Raw genomic sequence first — 21,876 nt, forward strand, 5'->3', positions numbered from 1 at the left:
CGGCCGGGGGCCCGGCGCCACCCGGCGCCGCCGCGCCTCGTCGCGCGGGCGGCCGGGACCGAGGCGGCCGGGCCGGATGCGACCCGCACGGAGGCGGCCGGGACCCCGATCCTCAAGGTCGAGAACCTCGCCAAGGCCTACGGCGCCCTGACGGTGCTGGAGGGCATCGACCTCGAGATCCGGGCGGGCGAGCTCGTCAGCCTCGTCGGGCCCAACGGCGCCGGCAAGACCACGCTGATGCGCTGCCTCAGCGACGGCACCGAGCCGTTCAAGGGGGCGATCGCCGTCGGCGGCACGCCGATCACCGGGCTGACGCCGAACCGGATCGTCGGCCTCGGCGTCGGGCGCAAGTTCCAGGTGGCGAGCGTGTTCGAGAGCCTGTCGGTGGCCGACTGCCTCCGCCTCGCCCGGGCGTCCCACGACGGCCTGAGCCCGGTCGGGCGGGCCGAGACGCTGGGCCTGCCGCAGCCGGCCCTCGACGTCCTGCGCATGACCGGCCTCGACCGCCAGCTGACGCAGCCGACGCGCCTCCTGTCCCACGGCCAGAAGCAGGCGCTGGAGCTCGCCATGGTGGTGGCGCTGGAGCCGCGGCTGATCCTGCTCGACGAGCCCACCGCCGGCCTGACCAAGGCCGAGCGCACCACCATCGGGACCGTCCTCAAGGCGCTCACCGCCGAGGGCCGGATCGCCGCCGTGCTGGTCGAGCACGACCTCGACTTCGTGCGCGAGATCTCGTCGCGGATCGTGGTGCTGCACCAGGGCCGGCTCGTCCTCGACGGCACCGTGGAGGCGGTCGTCGGCTCGGAGCTGGTCCGGACCATCTACTCGGGAGGCGGCCATGGTTGAGGCAGCGCGGCAGGCAGCACGGCAGGCAGCGCGGCAGGCTGCGCCGGCGGGGGCCGCCCTCGCCCTCGACGGCGTGTCGAGCGGCTACGGCGCCGTCGCCATCGTCAAGGACGTGTCCCTCTCGGTCGGGCCGGGGGAGATCGTGGCGCTGCTCGGCAAGAACGGCATGGGCAAGACCACGCTGCTCAAGACCGTCCTGGGCATGGTGGCCCTGCGCGGCGGCGCCATCACGGTCGGGGGCCAGGCGCTGGCCGGCCTCACGCCGGCCAAGCTCAACGCGCTCGGCGTCGGCTACGCGCCGCAGGAGCAGCCCCTGTTCCAGGACCTGTCGATCCGCGACAACCTGCGCCTCGCGGTGCCCTCCGACCGGATGCTGCCGGAGGCGCTGGAGCGGCTGTTCGGCCATTTCCCGTTCCTGAAGGACCGGCTGGCCCAGCGGGCCGGCACCCTCTCGGGCGGCGAGCAGAAGATGCTGATCCTCGGGCGCGCCCTGATGCTGCGCCCGCGCCTCCTGCTGATCGACGAGATCTCCGAGGGCGTGCAGCCCTCGATGGTCGAGCGCCTGCGCGGCGTGCTCCAGGCCGAGCGGGCCGCGGGCGTGTCCATGCTGGTGGTGGAGCAGCACGTCGCCTTCGCGCTGGCGCTCGCCGACCGCTACGCCGTCCTCAAGCTCGGCGAGATCGTCGACAGCGGTCCGGCGCAGGCGCCGGACGCGCGGGCGCGCGTCATCGACCATCTGGCGGTGTGAGGCTGTTCCGGTGCTGATCCCCACGCCGTCATCGCGAGCGCAGCGAAGCGACCCAGGGCAGCGTGACATCTCCGAGCGTGCCGCAGTCTGGGTTGCTTCGCTCCGCTCGCAAGGACGGCGAGATCGCTCCGAACCGAGAGCCGTAAGCGCATGAGAGAACTCAACACCTTCTCGATCGCCGCCCGCTGCCCGCGGACCGGCCAGCTCGGCGTCGCGGTGGCGAGCGCCGTCCCGGCGGTGGGCGGCCTGTGCCCGTTCCTCAGGGCCGGGATCGGGGCCGTCACCACCCAGTCCTGGGTGAATCCCTACCTCGCTGCCCGCATCCTCGACGGGCTGGCCGGCGGGCAGGATCCCGACGCCGCGCTGGCGGCGGCCCTCGCCACCGACGACCGGCCGGACCTGCGCCAGCTCGGCCTCGTCGACGGGCAGGGGCGGGCCGCCGCCTGGACCGGCGCCGGCTGCACGCCGGCGGCCGGCCACCGCACCGGGGCCGGCTACGCCGCGCAGGGCAACATGCTCGCCGGGCCGGGCGTGGTCGACGCCATGGCGGAGGCCTTCGAGGGAGCCGCCGCCCAGGATCTCGACGAGCGGCTGATGCGCGCCCTGGAGGCCGGCGACGCGGCCGGCGGCGACAAGCGCGGCAAGCAGTCGGCTTCGCTCCGGATCGTCGCCGCCGAGGATTACCCGCGCCTCGACCTGCGGGTCGACGAGCACGCCGAGCCCGTCGCCGAGCTGCGCCGCGTTCTCCTGGTCGCCCGCCGTCAGCTCGTGCCGTTCGTGGCCGGCATGCCCCGGAGGGACGGCCCGGCCGGCGCCCTGCCGGACGAGGTCGTGGCGATGCTGCTCAGGCCCCCCGCCGAGCGGCCGGGCGCCGCCGGGGATGCAGCCCCCGACCTGCTGCGCGACGTCGTCGGCCTGCGCCAGGAGCCCCGGCGGGTCGCGCACCTGCTGGCGCAGTTCGCGCCGGTGCTCGCCGAGATCGCGCGGCTCCGCGACCTCGACCTCGCGGACATCCACCCGCCGGTCGTGTTCGATCCGACGCTCCCCTACCGCCGGGTGCCCCATGACGACCGCCGCGACTGACGCCCTCTGGCAAGCCCCGATCACCGAGCTCGCGCGGCGGATCGCGGCGCGGGAGCTGTCGAGCGCCGAGCTCGTCGGCGCCAGCCTCGACCGGATCGCGCGCCTCGACGGCGCCCTGAACAGCTTCGTCCACCTCTCGCCCGCGGCCCTCGACGCCGCCCGCGCGGCCGATGCCGAGATCGCCCGGACGGGGCCGCGCGGCCCGCTCCACGGCATCCCGATCGCCGTCAAGGACAACTACACCACGGCCGACATGCCGACCCGGGCCGGCACGGCGGTGGAGGCCCTGACCTTCCCGGCGGCCGACAGCCACGCCGTGGCGCGGCTGCGGGCGGCCGGCGCGGTGATCCTCGGCAAGACGCGGATGCACGAATTCGCCTGGGGCATGGTCACGCCGCCGACCCGCAACCCCTGGGACCCCGACCGGGTGCCCGGCGGCTCCAGCGGCGGCTCGGGCGCGGCGGTCGCGGCCCGCCTCTGCCCGGCCGCGCTCGGCTCGGACACGGGCGGCTCGATCCGGATCCCGGCCGCCCTGTGCGGGATCGTCGGCCTCAAGCCGACCTACGGCCGGGTCGGCCGGTCGGGGATCGTGCCGCATTCCTGGTCCCTCGACCATGCCGGGCCGCTGACCCTGACGGTGGCCGATTCCGCCCTGATGCTGCGGGCGCTCGCCGGCCCGGATGCCGGCGATCCCGCGGCCAGCGCGGCGCCGGTCCCCGACTACACGGCCGGGCTCGACCGGCCGATCCGGGGCCTGCGGGTCGCGGTGATCCGCAACCACTTCTTCGACGCGATCGACGACGACGTCGCCGCCGCCGTCGAGGCGGCGCTCCGCTTCCTCGAAGACCGGGGCTGCATGGTGCGCGACGTCGCGGTGCCGTCCCTGCGCCACGGCCTCGGCGCCATCTACGCCATCGAGCTCGCCTCCTCGACCGCCTACCACGACCGCAGCCTCGCCCGGGGCCACGTGGCGGGCTTCGCCGCCGACGTCCGCGACCTCGTGGAGATGGGCCGGCTCGTGACCGGGCCGGACTACCTGCGGGCCGAGCAGGTGCGGGCCCTGATCATGGACGAGATGGCCGCCGTCCTGGCCGAGGCCGACGTGATCGTCGGCCCGGCCTCGCCGCTGACCGCGTGGCGGACGGACGAGTCCGCGGTGACGCTCGGCGGGCGCGCGGAGAGCGTGCTGGCGGCCTCCTGGCGCCTGACCTACCCGTTCAACCTCGCGGGCCTGCCGGCACTCGCGCTGCCCTGCGGCTTCGACCGGCGCGGCCTGCCGATCAGCCTCCAGATCGCCGCCCGGCCCTTCGCCGAGGCCGAGATCCTGCGCGTCGCCCACCAGTACGAGCGGGCGCACGCATGGTGGTCCCGGGTGCCGCCCCTGGCCGGCTGAGGCGCCGCCCCGGTCCCGCGCAGCTGTGCGGGACCGGGGCGGTCGATTGTACACAACCAATACCGTGCCGCATCGCGAATATCCGCGTGATCTACCGATCAATGCGCGTGGAACCCTTTCTCCGCCGCTGCCGTTGCTGGCTTCGATTGAAGTCAGGAGGCTAACCATGCGGACCATCATTCTCTCGGGCGCCCTGTTCGCGGCCCTGTGCGGCGCGGCGAGCGCCGAGGAGACCACCGTCATCCGCCGCGACGGGCCCGCCGTCGTCGACCACCGCGACACCGTGGTCGAGAAGCGCGAGGTCACCACCGGCAGCGTCGATTGCGGCTCCAAGACCGTCCACAAGGAGGACGGCATGGGCAACTCCAAGACCGTCCACAAGGAAGGCTGCAACTGATCCTCGGCGGACAGCCGCGCCCTGACGACCCTGGAGATCTCAGCATGACCAACAAGCTACTTCTGTCGCTGGCGACGGCCGGCCTCCTCGCCCTCCCGGCGGCCGCCCAGGCGCAGGGCACCCTGCGGGGCGCGGCCGAGGGTGCGGCGGTCGGCGCCGATGCGGCCGGCCCGGTCGGCGGCATCGTCGGCGGCGCGGTCGGCGCGGCGACCGGCACGGTGGGCGGCATCCTGGGCGTCGACGACCGCCCGCGGTTCCGCAGCTACGTCCGCGACCGCGGCGTGCGCTCGTACAGCTGGGGCGGCCCGGTCCGGGTCGGCACCGTGCTGCCGGAGGACAGCGTCACCTACTACGACGTGCCCACCGAGTACCGGGTGCGTCCGGGCTACCGCTACACCATCGTGAACGACCAGCCCGTCCTGGTCGATCGCGGCCACCGCATCGTCGAAGTCATCGACTGATCGGAGGGGCGCCGGGATCCCGGCGCTCCGTCAGGCCCGACGGCCCGTCCGGCATCGCCGGGCGGCCCGTCGCGCGTGCGGCGGGCCGTGCCGGACGAGGAGACGAGATCGCGCGTCCCGCGCGGGCACGGGCGCTGGAGGCGAGGCGCGACGGCCCCCCTCTCCCGGGCGGGAGAGGGCCGGGGTGAGGGACGAGAAGGATCAGGATCGAGCGCCCCGTCGCCGTTCAGCCGAAGTCGAGACTTTCTCGGTGAGGCCGCATCCCTCACCCTGTCCCTCTCCCGCACGGGAGAGGGGACCCGCGGCCGGTCCCGAAGCCGCTGCCGACACGGACGCGCGGATCCGACGGCCCCGCCGCGGGCGCGCGGCCGGTCGCGGCGGGATCGGCCCCCGCCTCACCCCCGCGTGAGCACCAGTTCCGGCAGGTGCAGGGTGATCCGGTAGGCGGAGGCGTCGTGGCTGCGCGTCACGCGCGCCTCGAGCTGGCGCAGGGACATCTCCACCAGCAGGGTGCCGAAGCCCCGGCCCGGCCGCGGCTCGGCCACGCGGGCCACGCGCTCGCACCAGTCCAGGACGAGCCCCGCCTCCTGCCGCTCCCAGGTGACCGACAGCGCGCCGTCGTCGGACCCGAGCGCGCCGTACTTCACCGAGTTCGTCGCCCACTCGTGCAGGATCATCGCCAGCGACGACACGTGCCGCCAGTTGATCGCCACGAGGGGGCCCTCGATCACCGTGGGGACGTGGTCGCGGTACGGGCGCAGGGTCGCGCCGATCAGGCCGGCGAGGTCGCTCATGCCCTGGCCGTCGGAGGGGTCGGCCAAGGAATGCGCCCGCCCGAGGGCCGAGATGCGGTCGCGCATGTCGGTGGCGAAGACGCCGATCTCCCGGTGCGTGCGGGCGCCCGCCGAGATCATCCCGCCGATGATGGCGAACAGGTTCTTCACCCGGTGGTTCATCTCCCGCAGCATCAGGTCGCGGGTCTCGGCGAGCGCGTATTCGGGCGACACGTCGATGCAGACGCCGACGATCCGCTTCCGGTCGCCGCTCCGGGTCAGGCGCCCGTAGCTGCGGATGTGCCGCGGCGCGTGGTCGGCGGCGCGCACGCGGATGCGCGCCTCGAACTCGTCCAGGCCGTGCGCCGCCTGGGCGAGCGCCGCCTCGAAGCCGGGACGGTCCTCGGGCAGCACGCTGGCCGCCAGGGACGCGGTGGGGTGCGGGGTGTCGGGCACGAGGCCGAACATGGTGCCGGCCGTGCTGTCGACCACGACGGTCCCGGCATCGGGGCTGTACTCCCAGACGCCGATGCCCCCGGCCTTCACGGCCAGTTCCAGCCGCTCGCGCTCCGCGGCGAGCTGGCGCTCCAGCGACAGCGCCTCGGTGATGTCGGTGAGCACCAGGGTGGCGCCGTCGACGCTGCCGTTCTGCAGGCGGTAGGGCAGCACCCGCAGCGAGAGCGTGCGCTCCCCGTCCCGGGTGGCGACGCGCCGCTGGATCACCGAGCCGCCGGCGCAGACCTCCTGGGCGTCGTGCAGGTACTCGTGCCCGGCGAGCCGGCTCGACACGTCGGCGAGGGGGCGGCCGCGATCGCCCGGCTGCAGCGGGAAGATCGCGGTGGCCGACGTGGTGAAGCTGCGCACCTTCAACTCGCGGTCGAGCACCACGACGGCGAGGTCGGTGGATTCGAAGAAGTTGCGCAGGTCGGCGTTGGCGATGGTGAGCTGCTCGACCTTGGTCTTCAGCTCGTCGTTGACCGTGGACAGCTCCTCGTTCGTCGACTGGAGCTCCTCGTTCATCGACATCATTTCTTCGTTGGAGCTCTTCAGCTCCTCGTTCGTCGTCTCCAGCTCCTCGACCGCCGAGCGCAGCTTGTAGCGCGTGCGCAGCAGCTCCTCTTCCAGCGCCTCGACGTGGTCGCCGCCGGCATCCATCTCGATCAGGTCGAGGTCGTCCGCCGCCCGGAAGGCGCCGGTGTCGCGCAGGACCAGGAGCATCGAGCCGTCGGGCAGGGGATCGCAGATCAGCTCCACCGGCTGGACGCCGTATTCCGAGCGGATCTCCACGTCGCGCACGACCACGCGCTTGCGGGCGTCGCGGGTCTGGCGGAGCAGCGGGCCGATGACGTCGCGCAGGCCCGGGCGCGCGAGGGTGATCGCGCTGGTGCCGCCGGTCCGGGTCACCGGGAAGTCGAAGTAGCGGCTCAGGCGCCCGTAGGCGGCGATGATGCCGCCATCCTCGTTGAGCACCATGCTGGGCGGGGCGTAGCGCTCCATGACGCGGCGCACCGCCACGGTCTCGTCGGCGATCGAGGGCTCGCCGCGGCGCTCCTCGCGGCCGCCGCGCCGGACCTCGCCCCGGCGTGCGCTCCCGGGCAGGTCGATCGGGTATTGCGGCGCGCCCGGCGGCCGCTCGAACAGGCGGGCGTGCTGGTCGATGACGGGGAAGAGGTGCTCGAACCGGCTGACGCTCTCCGAGGGGCCGAGGAACAGGTAGCCCCCCGGCCGGACCGCGTAGTGGAACAGCGGCACCACCGATTGCTGGAGGCGCTCGTCGAAATAGATCAGCAGGTTGCGGCAGGACAGGAGGTCGACCCGCGAGAAGGGCGGGTCCTTGACCAGGCTGTGGCTGGAGAAGCGGATCAGGTCGCGGATCTCGGCCGCGACGGTGAAGCGCTCGGCGTGGAGGACGACGTAGCGCTCCCGCAGATGGGCCGGGATGTCGGCGAGCGCGGCGGCCGGGTAGGTCGCCTCCCGGGCGATCTGGAGCATGCGCTCGTCGATGTCGGTGGCGAAGATCTGGACCGCCAGCGGCACGCCGAGGCGGCGGGCGGCGTCGGCGAACAGCATGGCGATGCTGTAGGCCTCCTCGCCGCTGGAGCAGCCCGGGATCCAGACCCGGATGTCCTCCTCGGGGTCGCGGGTGCGCAGCAGGGGCTCCACCACCCGCTCCCGGAGGAGCTCGAACAGCTCGGCGTCGCGGAAGAAGCGGGTGACGTTGATGAGGAGGTCGCGGAACAGCGCCTCGCACTCGGTCTTGTCGGCCCGGACGCGGCCCAGATAGGCCCGGCCGGACTCGAGCCCGAGCACGTGCATGCGCCGCTCGACCCGCCGGACCAGGGTGGTCCGCTTGTAGCCGGAGAAGTCGTGGCCCACCGCCGCGCGGATGACCCGGCAGAGGTCGTCGATGTGGTCCGCGACGAGGCGGGCCTCGTCGTCGACGCCGTCGGTGCCGCGGCGGCGGAAGAAGCTCGTGAGGCAGTCCACGATCTCGCCCGGCGGCCGCACGAAGTCGACGAGGCTGGTCCCGACCGCCGAGAGCGGCATGCCGTCGTAGCGGGCGGTGTCGGGCTGCTGCACCACGCAGACGCCGCCGTGCTCCTTGATGGCCCGCAGGCCGGTCGTGCCGTCGGCCCCCGTGCCCGACAGGATCACGCAGGCGGCGTTGGCCTGCTGGTCGACCGCGAGCGACAGGAAGAAGTCGTCGATGGGCCGGCGCAGGCCCCGCGGCTGGACGAAGTGGGTGAGTTCGAGGACGCCGTTCTGGATGACGAGGCCGCGCCCGGGCGGGATGATGTAGACCTTGTCGCCCGCGATCCGCTCCCCGCCCTCGCACTGGAGCACCTCCAGCTCGGTCTGCCGGTCGAGGAGCTGCGCCAGCATGCTCTCGTGATTGGGGTCGAGGTGCTGGACGATGACGAAGGCCATGCCGGTCGGCGGCCGGGCGCGCGCCAGCATCTCCCGCAGGGCCTCGAGCCCCCCCGCCGAGGCGCCGATGCCCACGACGGGCCCGGCGAAGGGCGGGGCGGTCACCGTGCCGGCGCCGTCCAGGACCTCCGAGGCCTCGCCTCCGGGGGCGTTATGGAAATCCTGGTGCATCGAGATCCGCGAGCGTGAGCTTGGCCTGCGCGACCGTGGCGACCGTGTTGGCGATCGTCATCAGCGAGCCCTCGATGACGAGCCCACTCTCCGCAAGCGTCGGGGTCAGCCGGGACAGGGTCCGGCCGAGTTCGGTATCGTAGGCGGAAAGCAACTCGGGTTGCGAGCGGCTGACGTCGAATTGGGATGCGAAAAGAAAGCGCACCTCGCCCGACAGGGCCTTCAGTTTGGACATGTACAGCAGGTTGACGAAGGGCTTCCCGTCCTTGCGGAAATTCAGGATCGGCGTGCGCACCGTGTCCTGCCGGTCGTTCTCCAGGAAGGCGTGGATCTTGGCCCGCGCCTCCCGGTTGTCGGCGTCGCGCTGGAGGAGGCGGCAATTGCGCCCGACGACCTCCGCGCCCGTGTAGCCGGTGAGCTGGTGGAACCGCTCGTTCACCAGGAGCAGGACGTTGTCGTCGCCCGCCGCGGCCAGCGCCAGGGCGATGTGGGATTTCTCGAAGAAGGTCGTGAGTTCGGCCGGGATGGTCTGCGTGTCCACGGTAGCTTCCCTGTCGCCTCCGTTCGGCGCGGTCCCGCCGGTCCGCTCCCGGGTCCGCCTGCCCGACGGGCACCGCGCCGGGACGCCCACGATGGTGCCCGCGAGGACGCCCTCATGGGCGCGCCGCCGCGGTAAGGCAATGACGCCCGGGCCGGCGAACCCGTTCCGCGCGTCCCTGCGACGCCGTGTGCCCCGGGGGCACCGCCCGTCCGGGGCCATCCGGACCTCAGCCCTCGCCGCCGATGATGCCGCGGATGCGGGTCGCGAGCGCCTCCAGGGCGAAGGGCTTCGTCATCACCTGCATGCCGGGGCCGAGATGGCCGTGGTTGAGGGCGGCGTTCTCGGCGTAGCCGGTGATGAACAGGACCTTCAGGTCGGGGCGGTGCTGGCGGCCGGCATCGGCCATCTGGCGGCCGTTCATGCCGCCGGGCAGGCCGACATCGGTGATGAGCATGTCGACGCGCACGTCCGACTGGAGGACCTTCAGCCCCGAGGCGCCGTCCGCCGCCTCGATCGCCGCGTAGCCGAGATCCTCCAGCACCTCGGTGACCAGCATCCGCACGGTCGGCTCGTCGTCCACCACCAGGACCGTCTCGCCCTGCTCGGCGCGGGGCGCGTGGGCGAGGTCCGGCAGGATCACCTCGGCCTCCGCCTCGCCGAGATGGCGGGGCAGGTAGAGGCAGACCATCGTGCCCTGGCCGACCTCCGAGTAGATCCGGACCTGACCGCCCGACTGCTTGGCGAAGCCGTAGATCATCGACAGGCCGAGGCCGGTGCCCTCGCCGATCGGCTTGGTGGTGAAGAACGGGTCGAAGACCTTGGCGACCACGTCGGGGGTCATGCCGGTGCCGTTGTCCGAGACGCAGAGCGTGACGTACTGCCCCGGCTCCAGCTCGCGCTCCTGGGCGGCCCGGTGGTCGAGCCAGCGGTTGGCCGTCTCGATGACGATGCGCCCGCCCGCCGGCATCGCGTCCCGGGCGTTGATGCACAGGTTGAGCAGCGCGTTCTCGAGCTGGCTCGGGTCGACCAGCGTCGGCCACAGGCCGCCGGCCCCGACCGACTCGATCGCCACCGACGGGCCGACCGTGCGGCGGACGAGCTCCATCATGCCCTCGACCAGGCGGTTCGCGTCCGTCGGCTTCGGGTCGAGGGTCTGGCGGCGCGAGAAGGCCAGCAGGCGGTGGGTCAGGGCGGCGGCGCGCTTGGCCGCGCCCTGCGCCGCGCCGATGTAGCGGTCGAGGTCGCCGACCCGGCCCTGCAGCATCCGGGTCTGCATCAGCTCCAGCGAGCCGACGATGCCGGCCAGCATGTTGTTGAAGTCGTGGGCGAGCCCGCCGGTGAGCTGGCCGACCGCCTCCATCTTCTGCGACTGGCGCAGCGCCTCCTCGGCGCGCATCAGCTCGGCCGTCCGCTCGGCGACCCGCTGCTCCAGGGTCTCGTTGAGGCTGCGCAGCGCCGCGGCGACGCGGTCCCGCTCCGCCTCGACGGCGCGGCGCTCGTCCACGTCGATCAGGACCCCGGGGAAGCTCAGGGGCGTGCCGTCGGGCGCGTGGTCGACGCGGCCGTTGGCCTCCAGCCAGTAGTAGCGCCCGTCCGCCCGGCGGACCCGGTACTGGTGCGCGTAGGCGCCGCCCCGGGCGACGGCCGCGTTGATGGCCGCGGCCAGCCCGGGCTGGTCGTCCGGATGCACGGTCGCGACGATCCGGGCGAGCGGGATGCCGTCCCGGCCCAGCGCCGGGTCGAGGCCGAAGCTGCGGGCGAAGCCCTCGTCGACCGTGAACCGGTCGCTCGGCAGGTCCCAGTGCCACGTGCCGATGATGGCGCCGGCCGCGAGGGCGAGCTGGACGCGCTCGATGTTGGTGCGGGCGAGCGCCTCGCTGGCGCGCAGGGCGTCCTCCGCCTGCCGGCGCGCCGTGATGTCCCGGAACAGCACCGAGACCTGGCGCCGGCTCGCCGGCCCGATCCGGGCGGCCGAGACGTCGATGAAGCGGTCGGCCTGGGCGAAGAAGCGCTCGAACCGGATCGGGACGCCGGTGCGGAGCACGCCGCCGTAGAGCTCGAGCCAGGCCTCCGCGTCCTCGGCCGACACGAGGTCGCGCAGCGTCCGCCCGACGATGCCGGCGATGCCGGTGTGGCGCTCGTAGCCGGGATTGGCCTCGACGTGGACGTAGTCGCTGAGCGGGCCGTGCGGGCCGTCGAAGAACTCGATGATGCAGAAGCCGTCGTCGATGGCCTCGAACAGCGTCCGGTAGCGCTCCTCGCCGGCGCGCAGGGCGTCGCGGGCCTCGCGCTGCTCGGTGATGTCGCGCGCGACCCCGGAGAACCGCACCGGCCGCCCCGCGGCGTCGCGCTCGATCTCCCCTTGCCGGGCGATCCAGCGGATCTCGCCGGTATCCGGCCGCCGGATCCGGTAGGCGACGTCCCGCGGGGCGTCGCCGCGGCTCCGGCTCTCCGCCGTCGAGACGAGGGCCCGGTCCTCCGGCAGGATCAGCGCCTCGACCAGCTCGGCCGGGTAGGTGTCGCGCTCCGGCAGGCCGTAGAGCCGGCAGAATTGCGGGGTCGGGTGCAGGAGCCCGTCCGCGACCCCCACGGTGAACAGGCCGATCCCGCCCGCCTCCTGCGCCCGCAGCAGGCGCGCCTCGGCCTCCCGGAGGGCGAGGCCGGGCCCGGACAGGTCGGCGGGGGGCCGCGGGAGCGTCGGCGCGTCCGCCTGGGCGCCGGTGGCGGCCGCCCGCGCCCGGAGTCCGGCGGCCTCCGCCTCCAGCGCGCGGGCGCGCCGCAGGAGCGCCTCGGTCCCCGTCTCGTCCACGCTCAGCGCCCGTGCGTCGCGCTGGACTCCCCCGCCGGCCGCGCGGGGCGGTCGGGGCGGATCGCCGGAATCGGGAGGGCGGGTGATACGGGCACGGGGCTGGCGCTGCGACAGAGGGGCGGGGCGTGGGCGCCTTCTGCCGGAAACGGACCTGGGACGCCACGGGACCGGACCATAACGCGCGGAAACCGCTAAGGCTGCGTCGGCCGGCCCGCCGGCGAGACCGGCGGGTGCGCCCGCCCGGGGCGACGGGGGCCGCCGGCTACGGCTCGGCGAGGCGGCAGGTGGCGCTGCTCGCGCGGGGCCAGCCGTAGTAGATCGTCTCGGCCTGCACGTCGGCGAGGCTCACGACCTCCGGCACCGAGGCCTGCTGCGTGTCGAGCACCGTCCCGCCGGCCCCCGTGAAGGTGCAGAGCACGGTCACGTTCGTCGCGAGGTCCGGGCCGGTGTTGCGCAGGTTGACCATCGCCCGCTGCGGCTCGTGCGAGTCCGGCGGCGTGTGCAGCCGGGTCTCCCGCAGGACCAGGCCGGCGTCGGCCCGCGCCGGCGGGGCGAACGCGACGATCAGGTCGGCAGCCAGGAAGGCGCCGGCCCACCGCGACGACTGCATCCTGCGCATGGTCGGTCCATCCTCTCCTCGTGCCGGGTCTCGGTGCCGGATCCCGGTACAGGGTCCCGGTATAGGGTCCCTGGCCCGGCACCCGCCTCGATCCAACTTGTAACCCGGGATCCGGGTTCGGCGTCAGGCGCCGCGCACCGGACGCCCCGCCGAGAACGCCCCGCCGAACTCGGGGCCGGGCCGGTCCATCCTCAGTTGCGCAGCGGCTCGGCGTCGATCTGCATCCGGTAGATCGTCGTCGGGAACTTGACCGTCGAGGCCGCGCCGCCGCTCATCGCCGGCGTGCGGTTCATCTGCGCCGCCGGGATCCACAGGCCGCCCTGCTCGTCGATCCACATCGCGTCGACCCAGACGAGCCGCGGGTCCTGCACCAGCGTGCTCACGGTCCCGTCCGGCGCGATCTTGAGGATCCGCAGGCCGTCCGTGTCGCTCGCGTAGATGGTGCCTTTCGCGTCGATGGCGGTGCCGCCCGTCGCCACCGTGGCGGCGTGGAGCTTCACGTGCCGGGCGCGCTCGTCGTCGCTCACGGCCGCGTCGTCGAGGTACCGGGTCTCGATGCTGTAGAGCGGCCCGGTGCACGCTTGGTAGTAGAAGGTCTTGCCGTCCGGCGAGACTTCCAGCTGGTCGGCGTGGATGAAGAGCAGCTTGTCCTTGTCGTCCCGGAGCACCCGGCCCTGGCCGGTCAGCGGGCGCTGGGCGATCGTTGACCAGTGTCCGTCGAGCACCCGCCGGAGGCCGCCGGTCTCGCGGTCGAGGACGATCAGCCCGGGCTGGCCGGCGTCCGTCAGGTAGATGTGGCCGCCGTTGAACCGGAAATCGTCGATGAAGCTCTTCTCGGTGGTCGCCGCCTGCAGCGGGTAGACCCTGCGCACGGCGTTCGTGGCGAGGTCGATCTGCACGAGCTTCGGGCCGCCCGGCAGCGGCGCCGCGCCCATGCCGGGCGCGCCCTTGTCGACCACCCAGAGGTCCCCGTCCGGGCCGATCCGGATGGCGTTGACCGCCACGAAGGCCTTGGCCGGGTCGTCGCCCGTCTTCCAGGCGTTCCAGGCCGCGTCGGGGAACGGGACCGCCTTGCCGTCCCGCCACTCGCCGAGCTCGATCCCCTTGTCCTTGCTCTGCCGCTGGAACGGCGAGAACAGCCGGCCGTCCGCGGACCGGGTGATGCCGTTGAAGACGAGGTCGTTCGACTCCACCATCGGCTTCAGGGCGTCGGACCCGGCCGGCGCCTCGGCGGCGCGGCCGGGCGCGCCGAGGCCGGCGGCCAGCAGGAGGGCGAGGAGCGTGGCGCGCATGGTGGGATCCCGGTCCGGCGGTGAGGCGTCTCGCCCGGTAAGCCCGCGGGGCGCGCGGTGTTCCGGGCCGGTCCCATCGGCCGCAGTCGCGAGTCCGGCTCGCGGGCCTTCCCGAAACGCCTGCAACGACGCCTGCGACGCTTCGCCAGGGCTGGATCCCGGCGTTTTGAGAACATATAGTGAACTCAGGGTGAGCGCCGCGCGGGGCGGCCGAGGAGGAGCGAGGAATGGCCAAGTACCGGTTCCACTGCACCAACGGCCTCGAATGCGTGTTCGACGCCCGCGGCACCGAGGTGCGCGCGACGGCGCGCCTCGTCGACCGCGCCCGCAAGGTCGCCTCCGACGTGCGGCGCTCGCTGGCCAACCGCACCGACTGGGCCGAGTGGCGGGTGAGCGTGCACGACCTCTCGGGCCGGCGGGTCCTGGTGCAGCCCTTCGTGCAGCCCTTCGAGAAGGCGTCGGGTCGCGCCAGGGCGGCCTGAATGGCGGCGCCGATCGGGACGGTCGCGCAGGGGTCCGGTGCGGCGGCCGCGGGGCCGGATCAGACGATCCGCCCCTTGAGCCTTGCCGAGTTCATCGGTCAGCGCGCGGCGCGGGCGAACATGCAGGTGTTCATCGAGGCGGCGCGGAAGACCGGGCAGGCGCTCGACCACGTGCTGTTCGTCGGGCCGCCGGGCCTGGGCAAGACCACGCTCGCCCAGATCGTGGCGCGCGAGCTCGGCGTGAACTTCCGCTCGACCTCCGGGCCGGTCATCGCCAAGGCCGGGGATCTCGCCGCCCAGCTCACCAACCTGGAGGAGCGCGACGTCCTGTTCATCGACGAGATCCACCGGCTCAACCCGGCGGTCGAGGAGATCCTCTACCCGGCCATGGAGGATTACCAGCTCGACCTGATCATCGGCGAGGGCCCGGCGGCGCGCTCGGTCAAGATCGAGCTGCCGAAGTTCACGCTGGTCGGCGCCACGACGCGGGCGGGGCTGCTGACGACGCCGCTGCGCGACCGGTTCGGGATCCCGATCCGGCTGGAGTTCTACGAGATCGACGAGCTGGAGCAGATCGTGGCGCGCGGCGCGCGGGTGCTGGGTCTGGGCATGTCGGCGGAGGGCGCCAACGAGATCGCCCGTCGGGCGCGGGGCACGCCGCGGATCGCGGGGCGGCTCTTGCGGCGGGTGCGGGACTTCGCGGTGGTGGCGGAGGCCGAGACGGTGACGCGGGCGATCGCCGACCGGGCGCTGCAGCTCTTGGACGTGGACGGGGCGGGTCTCGACGTGATGGACCGCAAGTACCTGAGCCTGATCGCGCGCTCGTTCGGGGGCGGGCCGGTGGGGATCGAGACGATCGGGGCGGCGCTGTCGGAGCCGCGGGACGCGATCGAGGACATCATCGAGCCCTACCTGATCCAGCGCGGCTTCGTGCAGCGCACACCCCGCGGACGCGTCCTCACCCGACACGCCTACCGGCATCTCGGCCTGCCGGAGCCGGAGCCGGCCCCGGTCGCCGCCTGAGCGCCGGCCGAATTGCCGGATCCCGTCACGGGCCCTAGCTTCCCCCGGCACAGCGGAGGCGCCCGCGATGATCGATCTCTACGCCTGGAACACCCCCAACGGCCGGAAGATCAGCGTGGCGCTGGAGGAGATGGCGCTGCCCTACCGGGTCATCCCGGTCGACATCACCCAGGGGGCGCAGCACGCGCCGGACTTCCTGGCGATTAGCCCGAACAACCGCATCCCCGCCATCGTCGACCCGGACGGGCCGGACGGGTCCCCGATCCCGGTGTTCGAGTCCGGCGCGATCCTGCTCTACCTCGCCGAGAAGACCGGCCGCTTCCTGCCCGAGGACCGGCGGCAGCGCGTCGCCGCCCTGGAATGGCTGATGTGGCAGATGGGCGGCTTCGGGCCGATGCCCGGCCAGGTCCACCACTTCCTGACCGTCGCGGAGGCCGACCGCGCCTACGGGCTCGCCCGCTACAGCAAGGAGACGCACCGGCTCTACGGCGTGCTGGACCGGCGCCTCGCGCAGGTCGCGTACGTCGCGGGGCCGCTCTCGGTGGCGGATTTCGCGATCCTCGGCTGGGCGTGGCGCCACGAGCGCCATCAGGTCGACCTCGCCGATTACCCGCAGGTCCGGCGCTGGTACGACCGGATGATGGAGCGCCCCGCCGTGCAGCGGGGCTTCGCCGTCCCGCTGAGCTGAGGCGGGGCGCCCCCTGGTCCGGCGCTTGCGACGCCGGGATCCACCGTTCGGGGAGTGACGATGAGGCGACGCACCTTCCTGGCCGCGGGGGCCGCGGCCCTGGCGGCCCCCGCCGTCGGGCGGGCGCAGGGCGCCCGGGTCCTGCGCATGGTCCCCCAGGCGAACGTCACCTCCATCGACCCGATCTGGACGACGGCGATCGTGACCCGCAACCACGCCTACGTGGTCTACGACACGCTGTTCGGCCTCGACGCCGACCTGCGGCCGCAGCCGCAGATGGCGGCCGGCCTGAAGGTCGAGCAGGACGGGCGCCGGGTGACGATCCCCCTGCGCGCGGGCCTGCGCTTCCACGACGGCACGCCGGTCCTGGCGCGCGACTGCGTCGCCAGCATCCGGCGCTGGGCGGCGCGCAACGGCTTCGGCCAGACCCTGATGGCCGCCACCGACGAGCTCGCCCACGACGGCGACACCGACATCGTGTTCCGGCTGAAGGCGCCGTTCCCGCTCCTGCCGCAGGCGCTGGCGAGCGTCAGCCAGCCGGCCTTCGTCATGCCCGAGCGGGTCGCCCAGACCGACCCGTACAAGCAGATCACCGACGCCACCGGCTCCGGGCCGTTCCGCTGGAAGGCCGACGAGTTCAACTCGGGCAGCCTGATGGTCTACGAGCGCCACCCCGGCTACGTGCCGGCGCCCGGGACGCCGAGCCTGACGGCCGGCGGCAAGGTCGCCCATTTCGACCGGATCGAGTGGCGGATCATCGCCGACGGCGCCACCGCGGCCGCGGCCCTGCAGAACGGCGAGATCGACTGGTACGAGCAGCCGCCGCCCGAGCTGCAGCAGCTGCTCGCCCGCAACCGCGACATCGTGGTGGAGGGCCTCGACCGGCTCACCAACCCGGCGATCCTGCGGATGAACCACCTGCAGCCGCCCTTCGACGACGTCGCGGTGCGCCGGGCGGTGCTGCCGGCGATCGTCCAGAGCGACTTCATGGCGGCGATCGTCGGCGACGATCCCGCGGCCTACGACGACCGCTGCGGGATCTTCACGCCCGGCACGCCGATGGCGAGCCAGGCCGGCCTGGAGGCCCTCACCGGGCCGCGCAGCCTGGAGGCGGCCCGCGCGGCGCTCAAGGCCTCGGGCTACGACGGCGCGAAGATCCGGCTGATCGGCCCCACGGACCTGCTGGCGCCCGCGGCGCTGACCCAGGTCGCGGCCGACCTGCTCCCCCGGATCGGCTTCAACGTCGACCTGGCCCTGAGCGACTGGGGCACGGTGATCCAGCGGCGCGTCTCCCGCGAGCCCGTCGAGAAGGGCGGCTGGTCGGTGCTGCTCACCACCTTCTCGTCCTTCGACAACGCCGACCCCGCCGCCCTGCAGCCGCTCCGGGCCAGCGGGCCGAACGCGTGGTTCGGCTGGCCGTCGGTGCCGCGGCTGGAGGCGCTGCGGACCGCGTGGTTCGCGGCCTCCGACGCGGAGGCGCGCCGGGCGATCTGCGCCGACATGCAGCGGATCGCCCTCGAGGAGGTCGTGTTCGTGCCGGTCGGCTCCTACCGCTCGATGACGTCCTACCGGCGCGACCTCACGGGCCGCCTCCCGGGCTTCCCGATCCTCTGGAACCTCCGGCGCGCCTGAGGGCGCGGTTCCGGCCCCGCCGGGGCCGCCTCACGCCCTCCGGCGCACCGCGCCGGCCTCTGCCGCTGCCTCTGCTTCCGCCGCGCCCTCGCGCTCCAGCCGCTCCAGCAGGTCGCCGAGGGGCATCGGGCGGCCGATGTGGTAGCCCTGGGCGTAGCGGCTGCCGTGCCGCCGCGCCACGTCGAGCTGCGCCTCCGTCTCGATCCCCTCGACGATCCCGTCGAGGCCGAGGTTGCGGCACAGGTCCAGGATCGTGGAGACGAGGCTGCAGCCCCGGTCGGTGTCGATGTCGGCCATGAAGCCGCGGTCGATCTTGATCTTGTCCAGCGGCAGGCGGTGGACGTAGCCCAGGCTGGAATAGCCGGTCCCGAAATCGTCGAGCGCGATCTTGATGCCCAGGCTGCGCAGGGTGGTGATGGCCGCCTTGGCGTGGTCGAAGTCGCGCATCAGGGCCGTCTCGGTCAGCTCGAGCGTCAGGCGGCGCGGGTCGATGCCGCTGCCCCGCACCGCCGCCAGGATCGACAGGACGGTCTCGGGTGAGGCGAGGTCGTGGGCGGACAGGTTGAAGGACAGGCCGGTCCCGGGCGGGAGCTGCGCGCAGTCGGCGAGCGCCTTGCGCAGGAGCAGCAGCGTCACCGTGTGGATCATGCCGCCGCGCTCGGCGGCCGCGATGAACCGGTCCGGCGCGACGCGGCCCAGCGTCGGGCTCGTCCAGCGCGCCAGACCCTCCACGAAGGCGGTCCGCCCCGTGGTGAGGTCGAGGACCGGCTGGTAGTGCAGCACCATCTCGGCGGCGAGGTCCGCCGTCCGCAGGGCCGTCTCCACCGCCTGCTCGGCGCGGATCGCGTCCTTGTGCTCCTGCGAGAACAGGGTCGTCGCGCCGCGCCGCTGCTCCTTGGAGTGGTAGAGCGCGTAGTCGGCGCGGTCGAACAGGGCGTCGGCGTCGTGCGGGATCCGGCAGGGCAGGGCGAGCCCGCCCGAGCAGCCGGTGACGACCTGGATGTCGCCGATCCGGATCGGCCGCTGCAGCGCCGTGCAGACGCCGTCGCAGAAGGCGAGCGCCGCCTCGGCCGAAGCCGACGCGCGCAGGATCACGCCGAACTCGTCGCCCCCCAGCCGCGTCACCACCACGTCCGCCCCCGCGAAGGCCGCGAGGCGCCGGCCGGCCTCCGCCAGGACGCGGTCGCCGACATTGTGCCCGTAGGTGTCGTTGATCGGCTTGAACCGGTCGAGGTCGAAGATCGCCAGGGCGAAGGGCGTGTCCGCCCCGGAGGACGACCGGAGCGCCTCGTCGAGCTTCTGGAAGAAGTAGCGCCGATTGGGGAGGCCGGTCAGGCTGTCGGTCTGGGCGAGGCGCGCGTTCTCCTCCGAGAGCCGGCTCGCCACGGCCTGGGACGCGACGAGGGCGACGAAGGCCCGGTAGTTGGTGTTGAGGATGCGGACCATCACGGCTGTCACGAACGCCGTATTGGCCGCGATGGCGAGGAACACATGGTTCCCGCTCGTCACGCAGCAGAACAGGAACACGCCCATGACGATGCCGGTGACCAGGAAGGCCGCCAGCGGCAGGTAGGTCAGGCAGAAGATGCAGGCGATCACCGTGACGGCCACGAAGATCGCGACGTGGCCCTGCTCGTAGGGGCCGCCGAACGTGTTCAGGACCATCGCCCAGATCACGAAGGCGACGGAGAAGAAGACCGTCAGCACCGTCGTCCGCCGCAGGTGGCGGGCGGCCTGCGCCTCGTTCAGGGTCTCGGGCCTCAAGCGCCACCAGTGGATCGCGCGCAGGAGGCACAGCGCGATCACGGTCCCCGGGATGCCGAGGGTCAGGTAGGCGGGCGCCAGACCGTAATGCGTCACCGCGAGGGCGCCGGCATTGACCGAGAGCAGCCCGTAGAGGGACGGGATATGCTTCTGCAATTCCGCGAGTTGACGCATGGCCGTCAGACCCGGGGCGGATGCGGTCGACCTCCCGATCAATATCGAGAAAGGATATTTCGGACGGTTCATCGAAGCTGCGTCTGAGAGATTGGCATATAACTATAGTCCTATCATTAAAGATGTATTTAAGCCGGGATCTGTCACGGCGGTCGTCCGCGGCTCTATTCCCCGCGCCGGACCACCGCGTCGCGGCGATCGGGAGACAATCCACCGGGTGGGCGGGCCGATGATCGACCGATCTCGTCCCAGGATGGGCGGGAAGCGGCCCGGTTCGACTTGTATCGAGGATCGTACAATTGCTTCGGCGCTTCATCTGATCTTTCAGGGGCTGATGGACAGGGGTCGGCCGGCCGCCTCGCGCGCCGTCGGCGCCGATTGCCCGGACAGGACATCCCGGCGATGATCGTCGTCGCGGCCAGGGCCGCGGGGCTCAGGAGAGGCCGATGAGAATCCGTGTCCGCGTCGCCCGGCTGGCGATCCTCGTCGGCGGGCTGTTGGTGGCCGCCGCGCCCGCGCGGGCCGAGACGATCGACGTGACCTTCGCCTGTCCGGACGGTCGGACGCTGGCCGTCACCTTCCTGAACGCCGCGGGGCCGGAGCGGGCGGTTGTCCGGCCGGACAACGGCGCCGCCGTCACCCTGCCGGTGCAGCTGAGCGGGTCGGGGTTCCGCTACGCCGACGCCACGCACGAGCTGCGGGGCAAGGGGCGGTCGGTCACGTGGACCGACGGCGCCGGCACGCCGGTCACCTGCACCGACCGGACGCCGGCCGACGCCAAGCCGCGCTAGGCTGCCCGGGGGGATGCTCGGGGGATGCCCGGGGGATGCCCGGGGCGCGTGCCGGACCCTGGCCCGGCAGCGCCGGACCCGCTAGGAACCGCCCGTCCCGGAGATTGAGGCGTCGGCGTCCCGCCGCGCGTCGCCCGCGACGCGGAGACGTTCCTTGCCCTCGCCCGCGCCCCCGTCGCGCTTCGACGCCGTCCTCCTCGACCTCGACGGCACCCTCGTCGACAGCCTGGCCGATCTCCGGACGGCCCTGAACGCCATCCTGGAACGGGAGGGTCTGCCGCCGGTCGGGACCGCCGCGATGCGGGCCATGGTGGGCGACGGCGCGGTGGCGCTGCTGCGGCGCGCCCTGCGGGCCTCGGGCGCCGATCCGGGGCGGGCGCCGGACCTGCTGCCGGCCTTCCTGGCCGTGTACGAGCCGCTCGCGGCCGCCGGCACCGCCCTGTTCCCCAACGCCGCCGCGGCGGTCCGCGACCTCCGGGCGGCGGGCTACGCGCTGGCGATCGTCACCAACAAGCCGGCCCGCGCCACCGGCCTGATCCTCGACGCGGTGGGGCTGGCGCCGCTGATCGACACGGTCGTGGGCGGCGACACGCTGCCCGAGCGCAAGCCCGATCCCGCGCCGCTGCGGGAGGCCCTGCGTCGCCTGCGGGTCGAGCCCGGGCGGGCCGTCATGGTCGGCGACATGCACCACGACATCGCGGCCGCCCGCGCCGCCGGCACCGCCGCCATCCTGGCCCGCTACGGCTACGGGCGCCCGGACGACGCGCGGACCGCCGACGCCGTCCTCGACGACATCGGCGGCCTGCGGGCGATGATCGGGGCGCTGCCCGCGGGCGGCGCCCCGGCCTCCTAGCGGCCTCCTAGAGCCGTATCCGACCCTGTTGCAACGGTCGGGAAGGACGGCGAGCCCGGTCTCGCCAGCCGCGCCAGGCCCCCTCTCCCGTGCGGGAGAGGGTTGGGGTGAGGGACGAGAAGGATCAGGACTGAACAGGCCGCCGATGCCCGTACAGGCCGCGGCTCTTCCGGACTGTTCTCATCCCTCACCCTGTCCCTCTCCCGCACGGGAGAGGGGACCCGCGCCTCGTTCGGCACGGGCTCGCCGATCGCCTGCGTCCCAACCCGATCGGGAACGGTTCTAGAGCGGTCACCGACCGGATTGAATCGTGTAGGGTTTCGGCCGCGGCGGTGATGTGATTCGATGGTCGGCTTTCCGAGGAGGAGAGCCGATGGCGTCTGCCCTGTCCGTTGATTTGCGCGAGCG

Annotated in this window: 18 protein-coding genes; 12 read left to right on the plus strand and 6 right to left on the minus strand. The window is 73.3% G+C overall.

Annotated elements, in window-relative coordinates:
• From ACLBYE_RS21045 to ACLBYE_RS21070, 6 genes are all read left to right on the plus strand, one after another.
• A partial coding sequence (locus tag ACLBYE_RS21045; protein ID WP_447695644.1) for an ABC transporter ATP-binding protein occupies window positions 1–846 on the plus strand: 846 nt, incomplete at its 5' end.
• Window positions 839–1,594, plus strand: coding sequence for an ABC transporter ATP-binding protein (locus ACLBYE_RS21050; protein ID WP_447695645.1), 756 nt, complete (start codon window positions 839–841; stop codon window positions 1,592–1,594). The genes ACLBYE_RS21045 and ACLBYE_RS21050, both read left to right, overlap by 8 nt.
• 150 nt (window positions 1,595–1,744) lie before the next feature.
• Window positions 1,745–2,677: a DUF1028 domain-containing protein gene (locus ACLBYE_RS21055; RefSeq protein WP_447695646.1), complete on the plus strand. Its 933-nt coding sequence runs from the start codon at window positions 1,745–1,747 to the stop codon at window positions 2,675–2,677.
• Entirely contained in the window at window positions 2,658–4,070 is a 1,413-nt protein-coding gene (locus ACLBYE_RS21060) for an amidase (protein ID WP_447695647.1), read from the plus strand. Before ACLBYE_RS21055 ends, ACLBYE_RS21060 begins: the two co-directional genes overlap by 20 nt.
• Before the next feature lie 166 nt (window positions 4,071–4,236).
• Entirely contained in the window at window positions 4,237–4,467 is a 231-nt protein-coding gene (locus ACLBYE_RS21065) for a hypothetical protein (RefSeq protein ID WP_020096055.1), read from the plus strand.
• A gap of 44 nt (window positions 4,468–4,511) precedes the next feature.
• Window positions 4,512–4,928 carry a DUF1236 domain-containing protein gene (locus tag ACLBYE_RS21070; protein ID WP_447695648.1) on the plus strand — a complete coding sequence of 139 codons (417 nt, stop codon included), beginning with the start codon at window positions 4,512–4,514 and terminating at the stop codon, window positions 4,926–4,928.
• Window positions 4,929–5,323: 395 nt separating this feature from the next.
• On the opposite strand, the gene ACLBYE_RS21075 is transcribed toward ACLBYE_RS21070, so the two are convergent.
• From ACLBYE_RS21075 to ACLBYE_RS21095, 5 genes are all read right to left on the minus strand, one after another.
• A complete protein-coding gene (locus tag ACLBYE_RS21075) occupies window positions 5,324–8,800 on the minus strand; it encodes a CheR family methyltransferase (protein ID WP_447695649.1) in 3,477 nt (1,158 codons plus the stop codon).
• Window positions 8,781–9,341 (minus strand): PAS domain-containing protein, encoded by a 561-nt coding sequence (locus tag ACLBYE_RS21080; RefSeq protein WP_447695650.1) that lies wholly within the window; start codon window positions 9,339–9,341, stop codon window positions 8,781–8,783. The genes ACLBYE_RS21075 and ACLBYE_RS21080 overlap by 20 nt, the downstream gene beginning before the upstream one ends.
• A 226-nt stretch (window positions 9,342–9,567) precedes the next feature.
• A complete protein-coding gene (locus tag ACLBYE_RS21085) occupies window positions 9,568–12,150 on the minus strand; it encodes a PAS domain-containing protein (protein WP_447695651.1) in 2,583 nt (860 codons plus the stop codon).
• A gap of 262 nt (window positions 12,151–12,412) precedes the next feature.
• Window positions 12,413–12,769, minus strand: coding sequence for a hypothetical protein (locus tag ACLBYE_RS21090; protein WP_447695652.1), 357 nt, complete (start codon window positions 12,767–12,769; stop codon window positions 12,413–12,415).
• Window positions 12,770–12,960: 191 nt separating this feature from the next.
• On the minus strand, window positions 12,961–14,061 hold the full coding sequence (locus ACLBYE_RS21095) for an SMP-30/gluconolactonase/LRE family protein (protein WP_447695653.1): 1,101 nt from the start codon (window positions 14,059–14,061) through the stop codon (window positions 12,961–12,963).
• A 227-nt stretch (window positions 14,062–14,288) separates the two neighbouring features.
• On the opposite strand from ACLBYE_RS21095, the gene ACLBYE_RS21100 reads away from it, so the two are divergent.
• From ACLBYE_RS21100 to ACLBYE_RS21115, 4 genes are all read left to right on the plus strand, one after another.
• A complete protein-coding gene (locus ACLBYE_RS21100) occupies window positions 14,289–14,543 on the plus strand; it encodes a DUF6894 family protein (protein ID WP_020096048.1) in 255 nt (84 codons plus the stop codon).
• Window positions 14,544–15,566, plus strand: a complete 1,023-nt coding sequence (gene ruvB / locus ACLBYE_RS21105) for a Holliday junction branch migration DNA helicase RuvB (RefSeq protein WP_447695654.1) — start codon at window positions 14,544–14,546, stop codon at window positions 15,564–15,566.
• A gap of 67 nt (window positions 15,567–15,633) precedes the next feature.
• Window positions 15,634–16,254, plus strand: coding sequence for a glutathione S-transferase N-terminal domain-containing protein (locus ACLBYE_RS21110; protein WP_091981476.1), 621 nt, complete (start codon window positions 15,634–15,636; stop codon window positions 16,252–16,254).
• 60 nt (window positions 16,255–16,314) lie between these two features.
• Complete coding sequence (locus ACLBYE_RS21115; protein WP_447695655.1) at window positions 16,315–17,886, plus strand: ABC transporter substrate-binding protein; 1,572 nt, start codon at window positions 16,315–16,317, stop codon at window positions 17,884–17,886.
• Between the two features lie 30 nt (window positions 17,887–17,916).
• Here ACLBYE_RS21115 and ACLBYE_RS21120 read toward each other — a convergent pair whose 3' ends face one another.
• Window positions 17,917–19,824, minus strand: coding sequence for a putative bifunctional diguanylate cyclase/phosphodiesterase (locus tag ACLBYE_RS21120; RefSeq protein WP_447695656.1), 1,908 nt, complete (start codon window positions 19,822–19,824; stop codon window positions 17,917–17,919).
• A 446-nt stretch (window positions 19,825–20,270) separates the two neighbouring features.
• On the opposite strand from ACLBYE_RS21120, the gene ACLBYE_RS21125 reads away from it, so the two are divergent.
• Window positions 20,271–20,615 (plus strand): MliC family protein, encoded by a 345-nt coding sequence (locus tag ACLBYE_RS21125; protein ID WP_447695657.1) that lies wholly within the window; start codon window positions 20,271–20,273, stop codon window positions 20,613–20,615.
• A 154-nt stretch (window positions 20,616–20,769) separates the two neighbouring features.
• Window positions 20,770–21,468: a phosphoglycolate phosphatase gene (gene gph / locus ACLBYE_RS21130; RefSeq protein ID WP_447695658.1), complete on the plus strand. Its 699-nt coding sequence runs from the start codon at window positions 20,770–20,772 to the stop codon at window positions 21,466–21,468.
• Window positions 21,469–21,876 lie beyond the last annotated feature (408 nt).

The sequence above is a fragment of the Methylobacterium sp. A52T genome, from assembly GCF_053346095.1.

Bases quoted from the DNA above. Each gene is read 5' to 3' on its own strand.
- ACLBYE_RS21050 (WP_447695645.1), top strand. From the start codon at position 839: ATGGTTGAGGCAGCGCGGCAGGCAGCACGGCAGGCAGCGCGGCAGGCT.
- ACLBYE_RS21055 (WP_447695646.1), top strand. From the start codon at position 1,745: ATGAGAGAACTCAACACCTTCTCGATCGCCGCCCGCTGCCCGCGGACC.
- ACLBYE_RS21060 (WP_447695647.1), top strand. From the start codon at position 2,658: ATGACGACCGCCGCGACTGACGCCCTCTGGCAAGCCCCGATCACCGAG.
- ACLBYE_RS21065 (WP_020096055.1), top strand. From the start codon at position 4,237: ATGCGGACCATCATTCTCTCGGGCGCCCTGTTCGCGGCCCTGTGCGGC.
- ACLBYE_RS21070 (WP_447695648.1), top strand. From the start codon at position 4,512: ATGACCAACAAGCTACTTCTGTCGCTGGCGACGGCCGGCCTCCTCGCC.
- ACLBYE_RS21075 (WP_447695649.1), bottom strand. From the start codon at position 8,800: ATGCACCAGGATTTCCATAACGCCCCCGGAGGCGAGGCCTCGGAGGTC.
- ACLBYE_RS21090 (WP_447695652.1), bottom strand. From the start codon at position 12,769: ATGCGCAGGATGCAGTCGTCGCGGTGGGCCGGCGCCTTCCTGGCTGCC.
- ACLBYE_RS21095 (WP_447695653.1), bottom strand. From the start codon at position 14,061: ATGCGCGCCACGCTCCTCGCCCTCCTGCTGGCCGCCGGCCTCGGCGCG.
- ACLBYE_RS21100 (WP_020096048.1), top strand. From the start codon at position 14,289: ATGGCCAAGTACCGGTTCCACTGCACCAACGGCCTCGAATGCGTGTTC.
- ruvB (WP_447695654.1), top strand. From the start codon at position 14,544: ATGGCGGCGCCGATCGGGACGGTCGCGCAGGGGTCCGGTGCGGCGGCC.
- ACLBYE_RS21110 (WP_091981476.1), top strand. From the start codon at position 15,634: ATGATCGATCTCTACGCCTGGAACACCCCCAACGGCCGGAAGATCAGC.
- ACLBYE_RS21115 (WP_447695655.1), top strand. From the start codon at position 16,315: ATGAGGCGACGCACCTTCCTGGCCGCGGGGGCCGCGGCCCTGGCGGCC.
- ACLBYE_RS21120 (WP_447695656.1), bottom strand. From the start codon at position 19,824: ATGCGTCAACTCGCGGAATTGCAGAAGCATATCCCGTCCCTCTACGGG.
- ACLBYE_RS21125 (WP_447695657.1), top strand. From the start codon at position 20,271: ATGAGAATCCGTGTCCGCGTCGCCCGGCTGGCGATCCTCGTCGGCGGG.